Source organism: Rhizobium subbaraonis, from assembly GCF_900220975.1.
Lineage (GTDB): Bacteria > Pseudomonadota > Alphaproteobacteria > Rhizobiales > Rhizobiaceae > Mycoplana > Mycoplana subbaraonis.
Window position 1 is genome coordinate 121,099 of the sequence record NZ_OBQD01000003.1, and the last position, 17,817, is coordinate 138,915.

The window sequence follows — 17,817 nt, forward strand, 5'->3', positions numbered from 1 at the left end:
GAAGGGAACACCAACCTTCCTGGTTCTCCCATGTCTTTGATGACGCATGGGCAGCAATACCGGCGTCGATCCCGGTTTCTCCTTCGAACGAACCGGCATTCGTCCAAACGGAAGCGCGAACGTGCAAGAAGCCCCGGCCGATCCGTCGCATCATCAGGCCGTCCGACAAGTTGCCGTTCAGGAGGCGGGGATGATGCAAACGGGAGACGAAGACGTTCCCCTGCGTGACGGCCAGGAAACGCTTCCCGAACCGGTCGAGTTACCGAACGCCGAACCCCGAAAGGGAGCGCATGAGGACGAACGCGGGCCTCGGCAGGGCGCTTGTGAGGACCCTGCCACACGATGACCGCGCGCTAGCGGCCGCCTCCCCTCGGGGCCGTTCTCGTCCAGTCACGCAATCGCAACGACCAATGGAGACTGATATGGATCAGCAAGTGAAATCGCGCCGCACGGCGGCGCTCCGGACGCCGAGCGGCCTTTCGGCGGACGCCGTCACAGATATCTCGGCTGCGGCCACCGGCGTGCTCGCAGATGTCTTCGCGCTCTACCTGAAGACCAAGAACTTCCACTGGCACATGTCGGGCGCGAACTTCCGGGACTATCACCTCCTGCTCGACGAGCACGGCGACCAGCTCTTTGGAATGACCGATCCGCTGGCCGAGCGCGTTCGCAAGCTGGGCGGCGGCACGCTGAAGTCGATCGGCGACATCGCCCGGCGCCAGCGCATCCAGGACAACGACGCTGAGTTTGTCCATCCGCACGAAATGCTGGCGGAGCTTCGCGAGGACAATGGCACGCTGATCGCCAGTCTGCGGGCGCTGCATACGCTTTGCGACGATTTTGGCGACGTCGCCACAGCGAGCCTGGTCGAGAACTGGATCGACGAGAGCGAGCGCCGCGTGTGGTTCCTCTTCGAGACGACGCGGGGCACCAACGGCTGAGCCCCCGCGGCTGTTGCAGCGCTACGCCCACTCCTATTAGCTCGAGGCTTTCGAAGATGACGCAGATGGCTGACCCTGCCGGAGCGGATGTTGCAGGCCGGACGCCGTCGGGACCGCAGGCGCTGCGCAAGCGTCTGCACTTCTATGAGGACGAGGCCTTCGACTTCCCGCCCGCGGTCCGCAGTGTCATTCCCGGTGCGCCGGCGACACCGCCGCACCCTCCCGCAAGGCGGATCGTCTATGCCGCCACCTCGCTTCTCGCCGGGCTGACGGGCGGGCTTGGAAATGCTGTGGTCCTTGCCAACCTGCCTTATCTCGAGGGCTCGTTGGGGCTGTACTTAAGCGAGATCGCCTGGCTTCCCGTCGTCTATCTGGTCACCAATGCGGTGACTGGCTGCGTGCTGGTCAAGTATCGACAGCAGTTTGGCATCCGCTCCTTCTGCATGATCTTCCTCTCGCTCCAGGTGCTGCTGATCGCGGCCCACCTTGCCGTTCGGGGCCTCGACAGCGCGATCGCGGTGCGTGCCGCAAGCGGCATCTCCGGTTCGGCGCTGACGTCCCTGGGCGTGCTCTACATGATCCAGGCGCTGCCCGCATCGCACCGCCCCAAGGCCATCACGCTCGGCATCGGGCTGCAGCCGCTGGCGCTGCTGTTGGCGCGGCTTTTGCCGACGGACGCGTTGGCATTCGGCAACTGGGCCGGACTGTATCTGTTCGAGCTCGGGCTTTCGCTCTTGACGCTCGCCGCCGTCATGTTCGTCCGGCTGCCGCCGAACCAGCGCGTCAAGGCCTTCAGCCGTTGGGACGCGCTCAGCTTCGTCTTCTATGCGTCCGGCATCGGGCTGCTCGGCTCGGCAATCGGCCTTGGCGGTTATCTCTGGTGGACGAACGTAAGCTGGATCGGCTGCGCGCTTGCCGCGTCGATCGCATGTCTCGGGGTCGCCCTTGTCATCGAGTACTTTCGCGCCGATCCGCTCATCGACGTACGATGGCTCAGTGCTGGCACGATCGTCCGCTGGACGATTGTAACGATTGCGGCGCGCATCGTCCTATCGGAACAGTCGATCGCCGTCATCGGCATGCTGCGCGATGCCGGCCTCGTCAACGAGGACTTCAGTTCCCTGTCGTGGGTGATCTTCCTGGCTGCGGTCGCCGGGCTCGTGGTCGGTGCGCTCTCGGTCGGTCCCAACCGCCTTGCAGGTCTCGCCATGCTGGCAATTTCGCTGGTCGCCGTCGCCGCCTTCCTCGATTCCTTCTCCAGCCTGTCGACGCGCGCGCCGCAGCTTTACCTGACGCAGGCGATGATCGCCTTTTCGACCACGATGTTCATCGGCCCGTCCTTCGTGTTCGGGCTGAACGAGGTGATTGCCGGCGGGGGCAAGAGGATGACGAGCTTCATCGCGCTCTTCGGCATGACGCAGTCTATCGGATCGCTGATCGGCACCGCCTTGATTCAGACCTATCTCTACTATGCGCAGCAATGGCATCTGGCCGATCTTGCCGCACAGGCGGAGAAAATCGCACCGCTGGTGCCGGATACGACCCGGGCGCTCGCGGCGCGATACCAGCCCACGCTGCAGGATCCGCTGCTGCGCTCGGCGGAAGGCATTGCGCAATTCTCGCAGCAGGTTCTGATGAATGCTCGCATCGCCGCCTATGACGACGTGTTTCTTGCCGTCGCCTTACTGGCGCTCGCCACCACGGCGGCGATGCTGCTTTTCTTCGCCTGGTCCTGGCTGCGCCCATTCCATGCCGAGGCAAAAACGTCATGAACAGTATCGATCAAACCGTGCGGGCCGATGCCGCGACACCGGTCAAGCCGGTCGAAACGCCCCCAAAGCCAACCGAGTGGCGTCCGCCCGGAGCCACGCTCGCCACGATCCTGCTTGCTGCGGCGCTTGCCGGCGGCGGCATGCTGGCGGTGTTGTCGGCGTGGCGGCTGCCACCCTTCGCAACGGCGGTAGTCGGCACCGACAACGCCTATGTTCGCGGCCGGACGACGATCGTCAGCCCGCAGGTCAGCGGTTACATCGCCGAAATTCCGGTGCATGACTACCAGTCCGTTGCCGCTGGCGCGACGCTCGTCCGCATCGACGACCGCACATATCGCCAGCAGGTCGCCGCCGCGCAGGCGAGCCTCGACCTCGCGCGCGCCAATCTGGAAAACAACAAGCAGACGATCGCGCAACGCCAGCTCGACATCGCGACGGCGGAGGCGAAGATCGCCAGCGCTGACGCGCAACTGGTCAAGGCCACGGCCGACAAGCAGCGCGCCGACGAACTGGTGCGGCAAGGCTCGATGTCGCAAAGCCAGCTCGACACCGCGACCGCTGCGCTCGATACCACGAAGGCGGCCGTTCGCGAGGCGCTTGCAAACCGCGACGGCGCGGGTCAGGCGCTGAAATCGGCGGAGGTCAACAATGCCGCCCTGAGTGCGCTCGTGGAAAGCGCGACGGCTCAGCTGGAGCTCGCCCGGATCGATCTCGGCTACACCGAGGTGAAGGCACCGGAGGGCGGCACGCTCAGCGACGTCGGCGCGCGAACCGGACAGTATGTCACCAACGGCACCGAACTGATGTTTCTCGTTCCGGACGCGCACTGGGTCATCGCCAATCTGAAGGAAGCCGACACGGCAGATGTACGGCCGGGCCAGCGGGCCTGGTTCACCGTGGACGCGCTGGGCGGCGCGCGCTTTGAGGGGCGTGTCGACAGGATATCGCCGGCCGCCGGCTCGGAGTTCTCCGTATTGCGGACCGACAACGCGATCGGAAATTTCACCAAGATCCCCCAGCGCATCCCGGTGAAGATCGTCATCGATCCCGGCCAGCCTTCGATCGACCGGTTACGTCCGGGCATGTCGGTGGAAGCCTATGTCGATACGGATAGCTAAGGGACGACCTTCATGATCTCGACGGCCGACCCGACCGATCCCTGGCTGCGCAAGGCGCAGACCTTTCCGCGCCTCAGCGAGGAGATGATCGCGCGCCTCTCTGCCTATGGCAGCGAGGAGACGGCCTCGGAGCGGCAGCTTCTTTTCCGGCGCGGAGACCGCGCCGTCGACTTCTTCGTGGTGATCGAGGGGGAGGTCAGGGTCTATGCCGACCATCCGCTCGTCGGGCGCCGGCATCTCTTCAACTACGGCGCGGGTCAGTTTAGCGGCGAACAGATCCTGTTTACCGATCGGCCGGCGCTGCTGTCGGGGGAGTGCAGCGCGGGTACGCGCTTCATTCGCGTCCCCCACCGCCGGTTCCGGGCGATGCTGACGGGCGAAAGCGATATCGGTGAGACGATCATGCGTGCCTTCGTGCTGCGCCGGGCCGGTCTGCTCAGGCACCAGAGCGGCGGCGTGCTTTTGATCGGTCATCGCGACAGCGCGCAATTGCTGGGCCTGGAGCGATTCCTCGTTCGCAATCTCTATCCGGTGGAGGTGCTGGATGCGACCGATCAGGAGCGCGCTTCCGCGGTTCTCGGTACACTGGACATGACCGAGGAAGATCTGCCGGTCGCCGTCACGCAGGATCGGGAGGCGATCAGGGGCGCCACCAATGCGGTTATCGCCGACCGGCTGGGCCTGTTCGAGCCGCCGGAGGCGGATACGGTTCACGATGTCGCCATCGTCGGCGGTGGACCGGCCGGGCTGGCGGCGGCGGTCTATGCCGCCTCGGAAGGATTGAAGACGGTCGTCATCGAGGCCCTGGCGCCGGGCGGTCAGGCTGGAACCTCGTCACGGATAGAGAACTACCTGGGATTTCCCACCGGCATTTCGGGCCAGGCGCTTGCCGGGCGGGCGCACATGCAGGCGCAGAAGTTCGGCGCCAGAATCTGCGTGTCGCGACCCGTCGAGGCGCTCGACTGCGATACGGCACCCTACGGGCTTGCACTCAGCGACGGGCGGACAATCCGGGCGTGGTCGGTGGTGATTGCCACCGGCGCCCGTTATCGCAAGCTGGACCTGCCGGAGTACGATCGCTTCGAAGGGCACGGAATTCGCTACGCGGCAACGGCGCTGGAGGCCGATCTGTGCGTTCAGCAGCCCGTCTTCGTGGTGGGCGGCGGCAATTCTGCAGGCCAGGCGGCGGTGTTCCTCGCACAGAGCGCGCAACACGTCCACATGCTGGTGCGCGGCGAGATCGCGGCCACCATGTCGGACTATCTTGTCCAGCGGATCAGGAACTCGCATCACATCACGCTGCACGAACACAGCGAGGTGACGGCACTCCAAGGCGAAAGCAGGCTTGAACGCGTCGGCTGGATCGACCGGAAGGCCGGCATGGAACATCTGACGCCTGCATCCCATCTCTTTGTCATGATCGGCGCTTCGCCCAACACGGGGTGGCTGAAAGGCTGCGTCGCGCTGGACCGCAGTGGCTTCGTGCAGACCGGAGCCGGTTATGCGCCTGCGGAAGAGACGAGCCCGCATGCCACGAGCCACGCCGGCATCTTTGCGGTCGGCGACGTCCGGTCGGCTTCGGTCAAGCGCGTCGCTTCGGCGGTGGGGGAAGGTGCGGTTGTCGTCGCTGCGGTCCACCGGTATCTCGCCGGGCATCGCCCGTCGAGTTGACGCGCCCCTTCAGCTTCGCATCATCCTGCGCCAGGTGGCGGGCGGCGTCCCGATGGAGGCGGAGAAGACACGGGTGAAATGAGCCTGATCGGCAAAACCGCAGGCTGCCGAGATTTCCGCTATCGACAAAGCCGAGTTCAAAAGCAGCGCGCGCGCCTGATCGAGGCGCTGCTGCATCAGCCACTGGTGCGGGGTCACGCCCGCCGTCTCGCGAAAGGCGCGCAGGAACGCGCTCGGAGACAGGTTGCACTGTGCCGCGATGTCGGCGATCGAGAGGTCGGCCTGCAGGCGGCTGCGCAGAAGTTCCTTGGCGCGGATCTCGGCCCTGCGCGACAGGGTCCGCCTTCTATTCGATCCGGTTTCCCGGCCATCGCCATATTGGCGGATCAGGTGGACGCCGATCGCGACAGACATCTGATCCACGAAGAGTGCGCTCGGCTGACAATCCTGGCCTAGCGAGGAAAACAGCGCCTTCGAAAGCCCGGCGAGCACGGGATCGTGCTGGCCGGCCGCCTCGCAAAGCCGGGTCACGGCCGCGGTGCCGGAGCCGTCCGCCAGCTGGCTGAGCGTCGCCTTCGAAATCTCCAGGAGGATGAAGTCGAAGCTGCCTTCGAGATCGGCGGCATAGGGATCGGATAGGTCGCGGACATAGACGGTATTCTCCGCGAAATCGTGTACCGAGGAACCGGGGCCCTTGAAAATGCGCCGCCTGTGCCCGCCCGCTGCCGACAGGCCGACGAGAAAGCCGCGACCGCTTTCAGGCATCGTGACGTGCCCGGGCGAACCGGCGCGTGAATGCTTGCGGAAGAAGTCGATGCTGGCGCCCTGGATGCGCTGGTCGCAGTCGAGCTTGTGAAGGGAGCAGCCGAAGCTGTCGGTCTTCTGAGTTGGACGCGGATCCAAAGCATTGGACATCGTGCGGGAGGTTCCGTTCTGAGCAGCAGGTCGAGCTTGGAAATCGCCCACATTAAGCCTTCGCGGAGTGGGTTTGTCAAAACACACGGCGTGCATGTCCCCACTAGCAACTAACGGTAGCCTGCCCCAAGCCCCACCTTACCCTTGAACAGACGATAGACGACCACGGTATAGGTGACGTTGAGCGGCAGCACGAAAAGGCCCGCCCAGAGCATGAAGGACAGGCTGGACATCGGTGCAGCGGCTTCGGTGATCGTGACCGAAAACGGAACCATGTACGGCAGGAATGATGCCGCGAGGGTTCCGAACGCGGAGAGGAAGAGAATGACGGCGCCTGCAAAGGGAAGGCGGTCGTCGCGGCGCCGGCAACCGGTCCATACCAGCGCACATCCGAAGACGCCGGCCAGCGGGAAGAGCACCAGGAAGGGACGCTGCAGCCAGCGCTCCATGACGGGGAGGTGCATCGCCAGGGAGGCAACGAAGGCTGCCGCGAGAAAGACGAGCACGCCTGCCAGCAGGCGGGGCAGTTGGCGATAGGCGCGGTCGCGCAACTCGCCTTCCGTCTTGCGCACCAGCCAGCCTGCGCCGAGCAGGCTGTAGCCGAAACACAGCCCCACGCCGCAGAGGACGGAGAACGGTGTCAGCCAGCCGAACGGCGTGCCGGTGAAGCGGCCCGCCTCGTTCGGCACGCCGCCGACGATCGCGCCGACCGCCGCACCCTGGACGAACGTCGCCACAAGCGAGCCGAGCGAGAAGCCCGCATCCCAGAACCATTTCCGGGAGAGGCTCTTTTCCCGGAACTCGAAGGCCACGCCGCGAAAGATCAGCGCCGAAAGCATCAACACGATCGGAATGTAGAACGCGCTGAGCAGCAGCGAGTAGACGAGGGGAAAGGCGCCGAAGAGGATCGTCCCTGTCAGCACGAGCCAGGTTTCGTTGCCATCCCATACCGGGGAAATGGAATGCAGCATCTGCTGCCTGTCCATCTCGTTGCGGTCCAGGCCGAAGAGGATGCCGACGCCGAGATCGAAGCCGTCGAGAATGACGTAGAGGGCGAGCGTCAGGGAAAGAGTAGCAGTCCAGAAGGCGATCATGGGCGTTACTCCGCTGGGTTGCTTGCTGCGGCCGGATCGCCTGCGGCCATGCCGAGCGGGCGTTTCGGATTGAGTTTCGGATCCATCATCTGCGGCTCCGGTTCGGGACCGCGGTGGAGAAGGCGGTGGACGTAGATGATGCCGGCGACGGCGATCGTTCCGTAGATCACCGCGAAGATCGCCAGGCTGATGGCGACCTCGCGCACCGTCAGCGACGGCGTTGCCGCCTCTGCCGTCCTGAGCACGCCGTAGACGGCCCAGGGCTGCCGGCCGACTTCGGCGGTGAACCAGCCGGTAAGGGTGGCGATGAAGCCGAGCGGGAAGCTGAGGAAGACGCACCAGATCAGCCAGCGCCGCTGCGGCAGGAGGCGCCGGTGCGTCGCCCATGTGCCGTACCAGGCGAGCGCCAGCATCACGAGGCCGCAGCCGACCATGATGCGGAAGGCGAAGAATGGAATGGCGACCGGCGGACGCTGGTCCTGAGGAAAGCTTTTCAGGCCCACCTCCTCCGAGGTCAGGCTCATCGAGCCGATGATGCTGCCCAGATAGGGGATGGAAACGGCATAGCGGTTCGTCTCGGCCGCCTCGTCGGGGATGGCGAACAGCACCTCCGCTGCCGGTCTCTCGTTTTCCCAGCGACCCTCGATCGCTGCGAATTTCGCCGGCTGCCTGTCGTGCACATAGTCGCCGGTCAGGTGACCGAACAGGATCTGCAGCGGTACGAGAACGGCGGCGAGACCAAGACCCATCCGGATCATCTCGACGCCTTCGGCATGAAGGCGCTTTTCGATCAGGTACCAGGCACCGGTCGCCGCCACGCAGAAAGCCGTTGTCACATAGGCGGCCAGCACCATGTGCGGGAAACGGACCCAGACGACGGGGCTGAAGATGATGGCGAACCAGTCGGTCGGAACGAAGATGCCGTTCGCATCCATCTCGTATCCTACCGGCCACTGCATCCAGGAGTTGTTCACCATGATCCAGAAGGACGACAGGCTGGTGCCGAGCGCCACCATCGCGCAGGCGAACAGGTAGAACCACGGTGGCACGCGCTTGCGGCCAAACATCATCACGCCGAAGAAGCTCGCTTCCAACGCGAAGGCGGTGAAGCTCTCATACCCCAGCAGAGGCCCCTGGATCGGGCCGGTGCGCAGCGAGAGCTCGCTCCAGTTGGTGCCGAACTGGAAGGCCATTACGATGCCGGTCACGACGCCGAGCCCGAAGGCGATGGCGAAGATGCGCAGCCAGAAGTCGAACAGGCGGCGATAGAGCGGCCTGCCGGTCGCAAGCCGCAGAGCTTCGAGAAACGTCAGCCACGCGGCCAGTCCGACCGTGAAGGCCGGAAAGATGATGTGAAAGGATACGGTGAAAGCGAACTGGATTCGCGACAGGAGCAGGGCGCTGACTTCCACGGCCGGCTCCTAGTGCCATAGATTGACGCGGGCGAGGTCCAGCAGTTCGTCGCCTCGCCCCGAGAACACCGCCTTCAGCGAATAGAGCGTGAAGCCCTTGGCCATCTCGGCGGTGATCGCCGGCGGGATCGGCAGTTCCGTGCGGGCGACGACGGCGTCGACCAGTACAGGGCCGTCGTGGGCGAGCGCTTCGCGAAGGCTGGCCTCGACGTCTTCAGGTTTTTCCAGGCGGATGCCCTTGATGCCCAGCGCCTCCGCCATGGCGGCGAAGTTGGGGTTGGCGAGGTCGGTGCCCATGGGCAGGAAGCCCGTCGACTTCTGCTCCACCTCGACGAAGCCGAGTGTGCCGTTGTTGAAGACGACGATCTTCGCCGGCAGCTTCAGCTGGGCAAGGCTCAGGAAATCGCCCATCAGCATCGCGAAGCCGCCGTCGCCGGAAAGCGAAATCACCTGCCGGCCCGGATAGGTCGCCTGCGCGCCGATCGACTGGGCCATCGCGTTGGCCATCGAACCGTGCCAGAACGAGCCCACGAGCCGGCGCATGCCGTTCATGGCGAGATAGCGGGCCGCCCAAACCGTCGGCAAGCCGACGTCGCAGGTGAAGATGGCGTCGCCATCGGCAAGATCGCTGAGGGCCTTCGCCACCTGCTGGGGATGGATCACCGTCCCGTGGTGCACTTCCGCCAGAGCGTCCAGCTCTTTGCGTGTGCGGCGATAGTGCTCCCGCGCCTGGGTCAGGTGCGCATCGTCATCGCGCGTGTCGAGCAGCGGCAGAAGCGCTCCGACCGTCGTGCGCACGTCGCCGACGAGGCCGAGATCGACCTTCGCCCGCTTGCCGATCTGCCCTGGGCGAAGGTCGACCTGCGCGATGCGCACGCCGCTGCCTTGCGGATAGAACTGGCGATAGGGAAAGTCGGTTCCGAGCATCAGGAGCGTGTCGCAGTCAAGCATGGCGTAGTAGCCGGAGGAGAAGCCGATCAGGCCAGTCATACCGACGTCGAAGGGGTTGTCGTATTCGACGTGCTCCTTGCCCTTGAGTGCGTGGACGACCGGAGCCTTCAGCTTTTCGGCGAGGGACACGATCTCTTCGTGGGCGCCGGCGCAGCCCGATCCGCACAGGATCGTCACCTTGCCGCCGTCATTGAGCATCTCTGCCAGCGATTTCAGGTCGTCGGCCGGCGGGGTGACGCTGGGCGCGCGCGGAAGGAGGGCGGCCGGCTTCGGATCGGTCGGCACCGCGGCCTGCTGCAAAGCGACATCCCCGGGGATGACGACGACGGAAACGCCGCGCTGGCCGACCGCTTCGCGGATCGCGATCTCGAGTGTGCGCGGCATCTGGTTGGCGCCGGAGACCAGCTCGCAATAGGCGGAGCATTCGCGAAACAGCTCCTGCGGACGGGTCTCCTGAAAATAGCCGCTGCCGATTTCCTGTGAGGGGATGTGGGCGGCAATCGCCAGCACCGGCACGCGCGAGCGATGCGCATCGAAGAGACCGTTGATGAGGTGGAGGTTGCCAGGCCCGCAACTGCCTGCACAAACGGCAAGCGAGCCTGTGAGATGCGCCTCCGCGCTTGCGGCAAAGGCCCCCGCTTCCTCGTGGCGGACATGGATCCACTCGATCTTGCCCTGGCGGCGGATGGCATCGGTTATGCCGTTGAGGCTGTCGCCGACGACCCCGTAGATTCTCTTCACGCCGGCGGCGGCGAGGGTGGCTGCGAATTGATCGGCAACGGTTTCGGCCATGGTGCTTCTCCTTGTCGGGCGGGGAAATCCGTACGGGACAGATGGTGCCGTGGGAAAAGCGTTCCGGATAGTCAGATCCGTCGGGCGTTTGGATGGAACAACCGCCGGTTATTGGCTGGCCGCCGACGCTCTCAATAGTACCGGGGGATCGGACCGATCTGCGGCGTCTGGTCAGGCAGATCGACGAACGCCTCGTCGACGTAGCACCAGCCCCAGCCTTCCGGTGGATCGTAGCCCTCGATGATCTGATGTCCGGTTTCGTGGAAATGCGCGGTGGCGTGCCGGCCGATCGACTGGTCGCAGCATCCGACATGGCCACAGATGCGGCAGAGCCTCAGATGAAACCATTCGAGCCCTTCGGCCAGGCACTCCTCACATCCGATCGTCTTCGGCCGGACGCGCCGGACCAGCCTGACATGCGAACAATTGGCCATGGCCTCTGCTCCGTCATTTGCTTGCGATTGCGTTTTCGACGCAAGTTGCGAGCGCTTCGGCCTGGAACGGCTTCTGCAGCACACAGACCTCCGGCCCCACCTGTGCGCGCACGGCCTTTCCCGATGACGCGGTGATGAAGACGAACGGCGTGGTGCTTTGTCGCTCGCGCAGCATGGTGAACAGGTCGATGCCGCTCATGCCGTCCATCTGAACATCGGAGACGATGCAGGCACAGGTGGAGACGCATTCGGAGCCCAGGAAATCCTCCGCCGAAACAAAGGCCCTTACCGAAAAGCCAAGCGATCTGAGAAGGCTGCTGGTCGCCCGACGAACGGCTTCTTCGTCGTCTATCACTGAAACAATGTGGGGAGTTTCCACCGGGAGTTATACCAATCTCCGGCCGGAGCCGGTTTCTTTCATTGGTGGCATTATGGCCCCGAACCGTCGCCATTTGAATTATACAGGGGTTTATTCGGAAGACACCTCGACGAAATCGGCCGGTTTTAGTTCCGTAAAAGTCAAAAAATACAAGTCTTGGTACGAATACTGAGAAGATTGTTGCGGCTGCGCATCGCTTTTTGGATCCAGCAGGGCAGGGGCGTCACACCGTCGATCTGGACAGCCCCAGCACTTCCGCCATCCGCACCAGGTCGGCAAATGTCTTGGCCATCATCTTCCGGCTGATCTTGCCGCGGTGAATCTTGACTGTGATCTCGCTCAGGCCGAGCTCCCCGGCGATCTGCTTGTTCATCAGGCCGGCTGTCGCCATCGCCATGATCTGCTGCTCCCGCGGGGAAAGCGTCTGGTAGCGGGTGCGGAGCTCGACCTCCGTCCTGTCGGAGCCGCGGACGAGCCTGTCTTTTTCCACCGCGGCCGCGACCGCGTCGAGGATGTCCTGATCGCGAAAGGGCTTGGCCAGAAAGTCGGCAGCGCCTGCCTTCATGGCCCTGACCGTCATCGGAATGTCGCCATGGCCGGTAACGAAAATCACGGGCGTGTTCACGCCCCGCTCGGCGAGCTTCTGGTGAAAGTCGAGACCGCTGGTGAAGGGCAGGCGTACGTCGAGGATCAGGCAGTTCGCATCCGGCAGGCGGGGGTCGTCATAGAGTTCCTGTGCCGTTGCGAACGTCTTGACGCGGTATCCGACGGATCGGAGGAGGGTGTCCAGCGACTGCCGAACGAGCGGTTCGTCGTCAACGACCAGGACAAGGGGGCTTTCCGACATGGCAGGCGCTTCTTCCAGATTGCAGTTCCTCGTTCCTGCGCATTCGCAAGGCGGACGCCGAGAACACCTAAACACGCGCCCGCGCGAGGGCAATTATACCCGGGTATGATCCGCTAACACTCATGTGTAGCGGAAGTCGATCACAGTACGATTTCGGATCACGCCGACCGATTTCATTATGGGAGCACAAAATCGCACTGCAATCTTCTCAAGGAGATCGAAGATGTCTGTCAATGCCGATGCTGTCCTCGAGCACTCTGAACGTCGAAACGACATTCGCGACCTGAGCAACAGGACCTCGAGCGAGGTCTCGGATCTGCTGTTGCGGGCCATCAGCCTCGTCGAACGGGACGAGGTCGTCGCCATTGACCTGATGAAGAAGGCGTCCAGCCTTATGAGGCCGAGCGGCGCCAAGACGTCGCCGGCCGCCGAGCAGGGCATCGTCGTCGGGGGGCTCGCGCCCTGGCAGGTAAAGCGCACCAGGGCCTACATTGCCGAGCGCATCTCCCAGTCGATCTCGCTTCCGGAGCTTGCAAGCGTTGCAAAGCTGAGCACGAGCTATTTCTCCGCCGCCTTCAAGGTGAGCTTCGGCATGCCGCCGCACGCCTATATCGTCCATCAGCGGGTCGCCTTCGCAAAGCACCTGATGACCAGTAGCGAGGCGCCGCTGTGCGAAATCGCGCTCGATTGCGGCCTGTCGGACCAGGCGCATCTCTCCCGCGTCTTCCGCAAGGTGACCGGCATGACGCCTAGCGCCTGGCGCCGCTACAGCGCCCGCCCTCTCGTCGTGGCCGCTTCCCTCGGCGACCAGTAACGGTCATGTCTTGCAAGCTTGCCGATCGAAGCTCACCCGAAGCGAAACGGCTGCACAGTCAGCCCGCGGCAGGTATGCTGCCAGCCATCCGCCACGAGCGCGACCTGACGTCGCAAGCCTGATCAGGGCAAGGAGGGAAGGAATGACCGGAACGAAGCTTTTTTCGCCCATCCATATGGGCAACCTGCGGCTCGACAACCGCATCGTCATCGCCCCGATGTGCCAGTATTCGGCCGAAGACGGCAGGATGACCGACTGGCACCTGATGCACCTCGGCATGCTGGCGAATTCCGGGGCCGGCGTCCTCACGATCGAGGCGACGGCGGTCTCCCCCGAAGGCCGCATCTCCTACGGTGACGTCGGGCTCTACTCCGACGCATGCGAGGCGGCAATGGCGCGCGTCCTTGCCGGCGTCCGACGGTGGTCGAACATGCCGATCGCCATCCAGCTTGGCCATGCCGGGCGCAAGGCCTCGAGCGAGGTGCCATGGCTAGGCGGCGGGCAGATTGCGCCGTCGTCGACCAACGGATGGAAGACGGTCGCGCCTGCCGGCGTTCCGTTCCGCGCGATCTACGATCCGCCTGTGGCGCTCGACGCGATCGGCATGAACCGCATACGCGAGGCGTTTGCCGACGCCGCCCGCCGCGCGGCGAAACTGGGAATCGATGCGGTCCAGATCCACGGCGCGCACGGATATCTGCTGCACCAGTTCCTTTCGCCGCTGTCGAACACGCGGACCGACGCCTATGGCGGTTCGCTCGAAAACCGGATGCGTTTTCCGCTGGAGGTGTTCGAGGCCGTGCGCGAAGCCTTTCCGGCGGAGCGTCCCGTCACGATGCGGCTTTCGGCGACCGACTGGGTTGCGGGAGGCTGGGACGTCGAGCAGTCCATCGCGTTCGCCACGGAACTCGAGCGCCGGGGGTGCGGCGCGATCCACGTCTCGAGCGGGGGGCTCTCCGAACACCAGAAGATCGCGCTCGGGCCGAACTACCAGGTGCCTTTCGCCCGCGCGATCAAGGCGGCGACCAGCCTTCCCGTCATTGCCGTCGGCCTCATCACCGAGTTCGAGCAGGCCGAAGCGATCCTCGTCACCGGCGATGCGGACATGATCGCCATCGCCCGCGCGATCCTCTACGATCCCCGCTGGCCCTGGCATGCGGCGGCGCATTTCGGTGAGACGGTGAGGGCTGCCGACCAGTATCTTCGCTGCCAGCCCCGACAGTTCAAGCACCTGTTCGAGCACGCTTCGGCCGTCTGACCGCGCCCCTGCCGCGTTTCCGGGACGCGTCCCTTTCGATCCTCACCCTTTGAGGGGCGAGACACCCGACTCGGCCAGCGCCTGGCGCAGGGCCGAGATGAAGACGCGCACCTTGGGCAGGACGAGGCGGGCGGTCGGATAGACGGCCCAGATGTTCAACGTTTCGGGCTGCGCGTCGGCCAGTTCGATCCGAACCAGCCGGCCGGATGCGAGGTCGTCACTGACGTTCCAATGGGACAGCAACGCGATGCCGCCACCGGCAACGCACACGGACAGGCAGGCGGCGATGCTGCTGGAGGAGAAGCGGGCATTGACGCGGACTTGCCTGTCGCTCCTTCCGCCTGCGAACGTCCAGTGCGTGACGCCGTCCAGCGGCAGGCAGTCGTGTTCCGAAAGCGCGTCGAGCGAAGCAGGCGTTCCCCGTGCTTCCAGATAGCCGGGGCTTGCGACGAGGAGGCGCGGGTTGTCGGCAAGCTTCTGCGCAACGAGGCTATTGTCGCGAAGCCTGGCGATGCGGATCGCAAGATCCGTCCCGGTGGCGACGAGATCGGGCAGCGCATCGGTGAGGTCGAGCGCGATGCGCAAGTCGGGATGACGGGCCAGCAGGCCAGGCACGATGGGTGCGACGAAGCGCAGGCCGAAGGCGACCGGCACGGAGACGCGGAGCAGGCCGGCGGCGCCGCGACTGTCGGAGCGCATCCTGGCCAGGGCCTCGTCACCGTTTTCAACGATCGACTGGGCGAAGGGCAGGAAGGTTTCTCCCTCCGGCGTCAAAGAGAGGGCGCGCGTGGTCCGGTGCAGCAGCCTGACGCCCAGCGCCGTTTCGAGTGCGGCAAGACGCCTGCTCGCCATCATGGCCGTGATTCCAAGCCGTCGCGCCGCAGCCGCGAGGCTGCCGGCCGAAACGGCGACGCAGAAGACGCGGACATCATCGAGGTTCAATATCGAAATCCGTTATACCGGCCGAACATACAAGAGCAGTACATCCGGTCTCGATAAAGTTCTAGATCTCGTACATCGCTTTCTTCAGCCAGAAAGGCATGAAAATGGATATGAAAATCTCGAGCGCGGCTGCGGACACCTCGCATGGGGGCGTCGGGCGGCTCGCCCTTCTTGCCATGGCAACGGCCGGCGGTATCGCGGTGGCGAACATCTACTACAACCAGCCCATGCTCGGCCTTATCGAGGCGGAATTCCAGCATCAGACGGCTACGGGGCTTATTCCCACTGCGACGCAGCTCGGCTACGCGCTCGGCCTCTTCCTGCTGCTGCCGCTGGGCGATCTCGTTCACCGCCGGCCGCTGATCATCGGCCAGTTCGTACTGCTGGCGGTAACGCTTCTGCTTGCGGCGCTGGCGCCAACCGCCTGGCTTCTCGTCGCCGCATCGTTTCTCGTCGGTACGGCATCCACCGTCGCACAGCAGATCGTTCCGTTTGCCGCGTCGCTTGCCGCTCCTGAAAAGCGCGGCGCCACGATCGGGACCGTGATGGCGGGCGTTCTGTCGGGCATCCTGTTCAGCCGGACGCTGTCCGGCTTCGTCGGGCAGCATGCCGGCTGGCGCGAGATGTTCTGGATCGGCGTGCCGATGGCGCTCATCGCAGCGGCAATGATGTTTCTGACGCTGCCTCATCATCGCCCGGCATCGCGCATGCGCTATCACACGGCGATGCGATCGCTCGTTCATTTGTGGAAACACCAGCCGTCCTTGAGAACGGCAACCCTTGTCCAGGCGGCGCTGTTCGCCTCGTTCACGGCGTTCTGGACGATCCTGGCGCTCTATCTGCAGGGGCCGAGCTTCGATCTCGGCGCCGATGTCGCGGGCCTTTTCGGGATCGTCGGCGCGGTCGGCATCTTTGCTGCGCCGCTCGCCGGCAAGGTGGCCGATCGCCGCGGCCCCGGCTTCGTCGTCTGGATGGGTGCGGTGCTGGCAGCCGTCGCCTGGATCGTCTTCGGCCTCTGGTCGTCGTTGGCAGCCCTCGTCATCGGCGTCATCATTCTCGATTTCGGCATCCAGAGCGCGCTGGTCGCCAACCAGCACATCATCTACGCGATCGATCCCGAAGCCCGCAGCCGCCTCAATACGATCTTCATGACGGGGATGTTCCTGGGCGGCGCATTCGGTTCCGCCGCGGCCACGGCTGCCTGGGGCTATGGAGCGTGGGCGGCCGTCAGCGCGCTGGGCGTGGTTTTCGCGCTGGTTGCGATCGGCATCAAGTTCGTGGCGCACCACCGCTCCACTACCGTCGGAAAGACCCGTTGAGGAGCGAGCGATGAAAAGACTACGCGTGCGGGTCGTCGGCGGTTCTCTCGGCGGGCTCTTTGCCGCCATCCTGCTTCAGCGCGACGGCCACGACGTCATCGTCTACGAGCGCTCCGCCGCCGGCCTCGGCGGCCGGGGAGCGGGGCTGGTCGGCCAGCACGACCTGTACGACGTGCTCGGGCGCATCGGATTGCGGGAACTCGCCCAGGTGGGCGTGGAAGCCTTCGAACGCATCTATCTCGATGCTGACGGACGGATTTCGGGACGGATCCGCGCGTCGCAGACGCAGATTTCCTGGGATGTTCTCTATGAGGGCGTCTCCTCGATGCTGGCGCCGGGCAGCCATCTCCTCGGGCGCAAGGTGAGGCGCGTCACCGATGGCGAACGTCAGGCGTCGGTGATGTTTGCGGACGGTACGACCGACACGGCCGATCTCGTCGTCGGCGCGGACGGGCTCGGCTCGGTCACGCGCGGTGCCGTCAACACGCTGACGCAGAACGACTATGCCGGCTACGTCGCCTGGCGCGGGCTCATTCCGGAAGGAAAGCTCCCCTCCGGCAGCGCGATCCTGAAAGACCGCTTTGCGTTTTTCGTGATGGCCGGCATCCATGTCCTCGGCTATCTCGTTCCCGGACCGCGCGGCGAGATGCTGCCGGGCGAGCGTCGCTACAACTGGGTATGGTACAGGAAGGTTGCTGCCGGCGAGATTGAAAGCCTGTTCACCGGCCAGAATGGAAGGGCGAACCGCTTCTCGCTTCCGCGCGGAGAATTGTCGCGTGACCGGCTCGAGACGTTGAGGATGGACGCGGCGCGGCTGCTGCCACCGCAGTTCGCCCTTGCCGTTACGGCGGAAGACGAGCCGTGGATACAGGGCATCTTCGATTATCGCGCCGACAGGATGGCGGGCAATGCCGTCGCCCTTGTGGGGGACGCGGCCTTCGTCGTGCGACCCCACACGGCGATGGGCGCCTCCAAGGCCGCGGGTGACGCAATGGCGCTTCGCGACAGCCTTGCCCGTTCGCAATCGGTCGACGAAGCCCTGCGGCGCTATGCTGCGCTGCGCATGCCCGTCGGGGAAGAAATCGCAAGCTATGGCCGCCGGCTGGGCGCTTCCGCACTCTGACGCCGGCTGCGGGAGGAGAGGCACGATGCTCTCCT

At 64.7% G+C, this 17,817-nt stretch carries 17 protein-coding genes; 9 read left to right on the forward strand and 8 right to left on the reverse strand.

Translation table 11 applies throughout. The annotated features are described in order from the left end of the window. Positions 1-46: 46 nt before the first annotated feature. The 5 genes from CRO48_RS05085 (at position 47) to CRO48_RS05105 (ending at position 5,502) form a co-directional block, all read left to right on the forward strand. Positions 47-346, forward strand: coding sequence for a hypothetical protein (locus CRO48_RS05085; RefSeq protein WP_097136945.1), 300 nt, complete (start codon positions 47-49; stop codon positions 344-346). A 76-nt stretch (positions 347-422) separates the two neighbouring features. Continuing rightward, positions 423-941, forward strand: coding sequence for a Dps family protein (locus tag CRO48_RS05090; protein WP_097136947.1), 519 nt, complete (start codon positions 423-425; stop codon positions 939-941). 65 nt (positions 942-1,006) lie between these two features. Next, complete coding sequence (locus CRO48_RS05095; protein WP_097136949.1) at positions 1,007-2,713, forward strand: MFS transporter; 1,707 nt, start codon at positions 1,007-1,009, stop codon at positions 2,711-2,713. Beyond that, positions 2,710-3,831 (forward strand): HlyD family secretion protein, encoded by a 1,122-nt coding sequence (locus tag CRO48_RS05100; RefSeq protein WP_097136951.1) that lies wholly within the window; start codon positions 2,710-2,712, stop codon positions 3,829-3,831. Before CRO48_RS05095 ends, CRO48_RS05100 begins: the two co-directional genes overlap by 4 nt. A 12-nt stretch (positions 3,832-3,843) precedes the next feature. Beyond that, positions 3,844-5,502, forward strand: a complete 1,659-nt coding sequence (locus CRO48_RS05105; protein WP_097136953.1) for an FAD-dependent oxidoreductase — start codon at positions 3,844-3,846, stop codon at positions 5,500-5,502. 9 nt (positions 5,503-5,511) lie between these two features. Here the strand turns inward: CRO48_RS05105 and CRO48_RS05110 are convergent, their stop codons facing one another. The 7 genes from CRO48_RS05110 to CRO48_RS05140 all read right to left on the reverse strand — a co-directional run bounded on the left by CRO48_RS05110 (position 5,512) and on the right by CRO48_RS05140 (position 12,326). Then, positions 5,512-6,417: a helix-turn-helix domain-containing protein gene (locus CRO48_RS05110; RefSeq protein WP_097136955.1), complete on the reverse strand. Its 906-nt coding sequence runs from the start codon at positions 6,415-6,417 to the stop codon at positions 5,512-5,514. Positions 6,418-6,527: 110 nt separating this feature from the next. Then, entirely contained in the window at positions 6,528-7,511 is a 984-nt protein-coding gene (gene cydB, locus CRO48_RS05115) for a cytochrome d ubiquinol oxidase subunit II (protein WP_097136957.1), read from the reverse strand. A gap of 5 nt (positions 7,512-7,516) precedes the next feature. Continuing rightward, positions 7,517-8,923, reverse strand: a complete 1,407-nt coding sequence (locus tag CRO48_RS05120) for a cytochrome ubiquinol oxidase subunit I (protein ID WP_097136959.1) — start codon at positions 8,921-8,923, stop codon at positions 7,517-7,519. Between the two features lie 9 nt (positions 8,924-8,932). Then, on the reverse strand, positions 8,933-10,666 hold the full coding sequence (gene poxB / locus CRO48_RS05125) for a ubiquinone-dependent pyruvate dehydrogenase (RefSeq protein ID WP_097136961.1): 1,734 nt from the start codon (positions 10,664-10,666) through the stop codon (positions 8,933-8,935). A 131-nt stretch (positions 10,667-10,797) separates the two neighbouring features. After that, positions 10,798-11,100, reverse strand: coding sequence for a UBP-type zinc finger domain-containing protein (locus CRO48_RS05130; RefSeq protein ID WP_097136963.1), 303 nt, complete (start codon positions 11,098-11,100; stop codon positions 10,798-10,800). A gap of 13 nt (positions 11,101-11,113) precedes the next feature. Continuing rightward, positions 11,114-11,479 carry a response regulator gene (locus tag CRO48_RS05135; RefSeq protein WP_097136965.1) on the reverse strand — a complete coding sequence of 122 codons (366 nt, stop codon included), beginning with the start codon at positions 11,477-11,479 and terminating at the stop codon, positions 11,114-11,116. A gap of 223 nt (positions 11,480-11,702) precedes the next feature. Then, positions 11,703-12,326 carry a response regulator transcription factor gene (locus CRO48_RS05140; protein WP_097136967.1) on the reverse strand — a complete coding sequence of 208 codons (624 nt, stop codon included), beginning with the start codon at positions 12,324-12,326 and terminating at the stop codon, positions 11,703-11,705. Between the two features lie 223 nt (positions 12,327-12,549). On the opposite strand from CRO48_RS05140, the gene CRO48_RS05145 reads away from it, so the two are divergent. After that, entirely contained in the window at positions 12,550-13,140 is a 591-nt protein-coding gene (locus CRO48_RS05145; RefSeq protein ID WP_097136969.1) for a helix-turn-helix domain-containing protein, read from the forward strand. A 142-nt stretch (positions 13,141-13,282) separates the two neighbouring features. Further along, positions 13,283-14,398, forward strand: coding sequence for an NADH:flavin oxidoreductase/NADH oxidase (locus tag CRO48_RS05150; protein ID WP_097136971.1), 1,116 nt, complete (start codon positions 13,283-13,285; stop codon positions 14,396-14,398). Between the two features lie 42 nt (positions 14,399-14,440). Here CRO48_RS05150 and CRO48_RS05155 read toward each other — a convergent pair whose 3' ends face one another. Continuing rightward, positions 14,441-15,340 (reverse strand): LysR family transcriptional regulator, encoded by a 900-nt coding sequence (locus CRO48_RS05155; RefSeq protein WP_097136973.1) that lies wholly within the window; start codon positions 15,338-15,340, stop codon positions 14,441-14,443. Positions 15,341-15,444: 104 nt separating this feature from the next. On the opposite strand from CRO48_RS05155, the gene CRO48_RS05160 reads away from it, so the two are divergent. Further along, positions 15,445-16,659, forward strand: a complete 1,215-nt coding sequence (locus CRO48_RS05160) for an MFS transporter (protein ID WP_097137483.1) — start codon at positions 15,445-15,447, stop codon at positions 16,657-16,659. Between the two features lie 10 nt (positions 16,660-16,669). Beyond that, complete coding sequence (locus CRO48_RS05165) at positions 16,670-17,782, forward strand: FAD binding domain-containing protein (RefSeq protein ID WP_097136975.1); 1,113 nt, start codon at positions 16,670-16,672, stop codon at positions 17,780-17,782. Positions 17,783-17,817: the final 35 nt, after the last annotated feature.

Bases quoted from the DNA above. Each gene is read 5' to 3' on its own strand.
- CRO48_RS05085 (WP_097136945.1), top strand. From the start codon at position 47: ATGGGCAGCAATACCGGCGTCGATCCCGGTTTCTCCTTCGAACGAACC.
- CRO48_RS05090 (WP_097136947.1), top strand. From the start codon at position 423: ATGGATCAGCAAGTGAAATCGCGCCGCACGGCGGCGCTCCGGACGCCG.
- CRO48_RS05095 (WP_097136949.1), top strand. From the start codon at position 1,007: ATGGCTGACCCTGCCGGAGCGGATGTTGCAGGCCGGACGCCGTCGGGA.
- CRO48_RS05100 (WP_097136951.1), top strand. From the start codon at position 2,710: ATGAACAGTATCGATCAAACCGTGCGGGCCGATGCCGCGACACCGGTC.
- CRO48_RS05105 (WP_097136953.1), top strand. From the start codon at position 3,844: ATGATCTCGACGGCCGACCCGACCGATCCCTGGCTGCGCAAGGCGCAG.
- CRO48_RS05110 (WP_097136955.1), bottom strand. From the start codon at position 6,417: ATGTCCAATGCTTTGGATCCGCGTCCAACTCAGAAGACCGACAGCTTC.
- cydB (WP_097136957.1), bottom strand. From the start codon at position 7,511: ATGATCGCCTTCTGGACTGCTACTCTTTCCCTGACGCTCGCCCTCTAC.
- poxB (WP_097136961.1), bottom strand. From the start codon at position 10,666: ATGGCCGAAACCGTTGCCGATCAATTCGCAGCCACCCTCGCCGCCGCC.
- CRO48_RS05130 (WP_097136963.1), bottom strand. From the start codon at position 11,100: ATGGCCAATTGTTCGCATGTCAGGCTGGTCCGGCGCGTCCGGCCGAAG.
- CRO48_RS05140 (WP_097136967.1), bottom strand. From the start codon at position 12,326: ATGTCGGAAAGCCCCCTTGTCCTGGTCGTTGACGACGAACCGCTCGTT.
- CRO48_RS05145 (WP_097136969.1), top strand. From the start codon at position 12,550: ATGTCTGTCAATGCCGATGCTGTCCTCGAGCACTCTGAACGTCGAAAC.
- CRO48_RS05150 (WP_097136971.1), top strand. From the start codon at position 13,283: ATGACCGGAACGAAGCTTTTTTCGCCCATCCATATGGGCAACCTGCGG.
- CRO48_RS05160 (WP_097137483.1), top strand. From the start codon at position 15,445: ATGGATATGAAAATCTCGAGCGCGGCTGCGGACACCTCGCATGGGGGC.
- CRO48_RS05165 (WP_097136975.1), top strand. From the start codon at position 16,670: ATGAAAAGACTACGCGTGCGGGTCGTCGGCGGTTCTCTCGGCGGGCTC.